A 625-nucleotide genomic window follows, 5' to 3' on the forward strand; every position below is an offset into this window, starting at 1 on the left:
GGGGTGCTGTGCAGACCGCCGTTGTACTGGGCGAAGCTGCCCGCGCCGGTGGTCAGGCCGGTGACGTTGACGCCGCTCTGCGACCAGACCCACTTGGCGAAGTCCGCGCACCAGTACTCGGGCGAGCCGGCGTCGCCGGTGCAACTGCTGTAGAAGCCCGTGCCGCCCGCGCTGTTGGTGGAGCAGGCGCCGTCGCCGATGTTGGCCTGGGCGATGTTGACGATCGACGAGCCGACCGACGCCGAGGCGCTCTGCGCGCCGAGCACCATCGAGACGGGCAGGAAGGCGGAGGCGGTGGCGAGGGCGGCGATGCGGCGGATAGCGGGCTTGGACATGGGGATTCTCCTGTGGGAGGGCACACGGGTGCCGTTGCGGGACGGCACGCGGGTGCCGTGGAGTGACGTGCGAGTGCGCGGAGTGTTCACGCGGAGGCTGTGACCAGGCTGTCGGACGAGCGCCGGACCGGGGTCAGGCGGAGGGGTCCGGCAACAGGAACTGGTGCCGCAGCGAAGGTGAGGCCTGGTGGCTGCGGGCGATCAGGGCGGTGGCTCGCTGGAGAGGGCAGTGCGTGCCAGGGGTGTCCGGATCGGAGGTGAGGAGGTAGAGCAGGAGGTCGATGCGGTTG

At 70.7% G+C, this 625-nt stretch carries 1 pseudogene; it reads right to left on the reverse strand.

What is annotated here, in order from left to right:
* Window positions 1-335 (reverse strand): annotated as a pseudogene (locus ABD323_RS43620) (hypothetical protein); the annotation flags it as partial.
* Window positions 336-625: the final 290 nt, after the last annotated feature.

The sequence above is a fragment of the Kitasatospora nipponensis genome, assembly GCF_039528135.1.
GTDB lineage: Bacteria > Actinomycetota > Actinomycetes > Streptomycetales > Streptomycetaceae > Kitasatospora > Kitasatospora nipponensis.